This is a genomic window from uncultured Mycobacterium sp. (assembly GCF_964249325.1).
Taxonomy (GTDB): Bacteria; Actinomycetota; Actinomycetes; order Mycobacteriales; family Mycobacteriaceae; genus Mycobacterium.
Genome location: NZ_CAXUCH010000398.1, coordinates 1 through 2,341, shown reverse-complemented (window position 1 = coordinate 2,341; position 2,341 = coordinate 1). Strand labels below are relative to the sequence as shown.

At 67.9% G+C, this 2,341-nt stretch carries 4 protein-coding genes; 2 read left to right on the top strand and 2 right to left on the bottom strand.

All coding sequences use genetic code 11. The features are described from left to right. Window positions 1-400, top strand: a 400-nt coding sequence (locus tag ACFE99_RS25065) for a PaaI family thioesterase (RefSeq protein WP_375489579.1), incomplete at its 5' end; no start/stop codon positions are given. 10 nt (window positions 401-410) lie between these two features. Here ACFE99_RS25065 and ACFE99_RS25060 read toward each other — a convergent pair. Next, complete coding sequence (locus ACFE99_RS25060) at window positions 411-1,259, bottom strand: class I SAM-dependent methyltransferase (RefSeq protein ID WP_375489577.1); 849 nt, start codon at window positions 1,257-1,259, stop codon at window positions 411-413. An 86-nt stretch (window positions 1,260-1,345) separates the two neighbouring features. Further along, a complete protein-coding gene (locus tag ACFE99_RS25055) occupies window positions 1,346-1,804 on the bottom strand; it encodes a winged helix-turn-helix transcriptional regulator (RefSeq protein ID WP_375489575.1) in 459 nt (152 codons plus the stop codon). 259 nt (window positions 1,805-2,063) lie between these two features. Here ACFE99_RS25055 and ACFE99_RS25050 point away from each other — a divergent pair. Continuing rightward, window positions 2,064-2,341 (top strand): NAD-dependent epimerase/dehydratase family protein (locus tag ACFE99_RS25050; protein WP_375489573.1); only part of this gene is annotated, 278 nt, incomplete at its 3' end.

The window sequence follows — 2,341 nt, the reverse complement described above, 5'->3', positions numbered from 1 at the left end:
CGCCGGACGGGTCCCGTCGCTGCCCGGCATGGGCAGCCTGCTGATGCCGCCGTGGACGATGGCGAAGTTCGACGCCGACGGGGTCGAGATGCGCGGCCAGTTCAGCCGCTACTACGTGGGCGGCAACATGGCGGTGCACGGCGGGGTGATACCGCTGGTGTTCGACTGGCTGTGCGGGATGGTGGTGCACGCCGCGGGCCGTCCGATCAGCCGCACGGCGTTATTGAAGGTCGACTACCGCAAAGTCACCCCGATCGACACCCCACTAGCCGCGCGCGGGCGCATCGCCGAAACCGAGGGCCGCAAAGCCTTCATCAGCGGCGAACTCGTCGACGAAGACGACACCGTGCTGGCCGAGGTGCATGCGCTGATGGTGCGGTTGCTGCCCGGCCAGCCCTGAACGCGCCGATCTACACCCGAGCCCAGGCAGTGATCAGCGCCGGCATCATGACCAGGGCGTCGGCGGCGGCGACCTCCTCTTGCAGGCGACCCACCAAGGCGTCCGGATCGGCGAGTCCGTCGACGGCCAAGCCCAGCTGTTGGGCAGCCGGGAACAGCGAGCGCCACGTCTCGGCGACGAAGGCCATGGTGTCGGTGTCGTCGACGGTGCCCAGCGGTGCGCTCAGCGTCAGCCGCGGCCTACCCAGCCCCGCGCGCCGGAACAACGAATGCAGTGTGGTGCCGAAGGCCGGATCCAGGCCCATGCCGGTGAACGTCGCGCCGATGCCGTCGCGGGCCGCCCGCCACAGCGGCAGGTCCGGAACACTGCTGGCTGCTGTGGTGTCGAACTCCGAGAACGCGATGAGGCCACCCGGTCGCACCAGTTCGGCGAGCTGGCGCAGCACGGCGACCGGGTCGGGCAGATGCATGAGGATCAGCCGCCCGATCACCGCGTCGACGGGCTCGTCCACGGCAATGTCGGCGATCACGGTCTGTTCGAAGCGGACAGTCGACAGACCGCGCTCGTCGGCCCGGGCGCGAGCGAACTCGATGATCTCGGGAGCCGCGTCCACGCCCAGGACCGTCCCGGTGGGTCCGACCAGTCGCGCGGCAACGAAGGACACGTCCCCGGGCCCGCAACCTAGGTCCAGCACCCGCATTCCGGGCCGCAAACCCGCCAGGCGCAGGGCTTGCTCGGTGTGGTCGTCGTAGAGCCGGGCCTGGAGCAGCAGCCGCCGAACTTCGACGTCGGCATGACCGAGCACGTAGGTGCTGTCGCCCGGTCTAGGTGACGTGTCAACGGGGCTACCTGCGCTCATTGCTGCTCCTCGAACCAGTTGCTTGCGTGATGCAACTGACTATTGCATAGTCGCTTGCATGAAGCAATAGACCTCTGATAAGGCGGTTAACTGGCGCGGCCAGCGCCAGGTCCCGGGCGGAGTTCGACGTCCCCGGGCCCCAAGAGCGCCCCGCACTCGGCACAGGTCAGGCGTGGAGTGAGCGGCCCGCCGCAGTCGCGGTGTAACACCAGCAGCGGCGGACCCTCCGGCGCCAGGTAGCGATCACCCCAGGCCAGCAGCGACATCAACACCGGCCACAGGTCGCGGCCCTGCTCGGTGAGGTGGTATTCGTAGCGGTCCGGGCGCTGCTGGTAAAGCCGGCGCTCCAGCACGCCGGCTTCGGTCAGCCGCGACAGCCGGTCGCTGAGCACGTTGTGCGCGACGCCGAGCCGGGCACGGAAGTCGTCGAACCGGCGCACACCGCGTAGCGCGTCCCGGATGATCAGCAGCGTCCACCGGTCGCCGATCAGTTCCAAGCTGCGGGCGATCGAGCAGACTTGATGCTCGTAGGTGCGTGGCAGCATAACGGCCATATTACTTGCATCACGAAAGTCACACTGGCCGGTGCCGGCGAGCGGGCTCATCGTTGCCTTAGCAAACGGCCCTATCCTGAGCAGCATGCAGCAGCAGGGGGGTGAGTTCGTGGCCGATGATCTGACCGAGTGACCTCACCACGGACAACCGGTTCACGGAAAACATGAGCAGGCGTTCGAACACGAATCAGCAAGCGATGCAGTTGATCAGCCGCCACGCGCACATGACGGCGGCGGCCGCACGAAGGTGATGCTGCTGGGGTCTGGTGAGCTCAGCCGGGAACTGGCGATCGTATTTCAGCGGCTCGGCGCCGAGGTGATCGCGGTCGAACGCTACGCCGATGCGCCCGCCCACGGGGTGGCCGACCAGTCGCGGGTGGTGAAGATGACCGACGCCGACGAGCTGGCGGCGGTCATCGGACGGCTGCAGCCCGATTTCGTGGTGACGCTGGCCGACACGATCGCCGCCGATGCATTGACCGCGGCCGGCGATACCGGTTTTAGCGCGGTGGTTCCCAGCGCGCGCAG

What these genes read in the sequence shown, in the direction of transcription:
- ACFE99_RS25060 (WP_375489577.1), bottom strand. Translation starts at nt 1,259, where the DNA reads ATGAGCGCAGGTAGCCCCGTTGACACGTCACCTAGACCGGGCGACAGC.
- ACFE99_RS25055 (WP_375489575.1), bottom strand. Translation starts at nt 1,804, where the DNA reads ATGCTGCCACGCACCTACGAGCATCAAGTCTGCTCGATCGCCCGCAGC.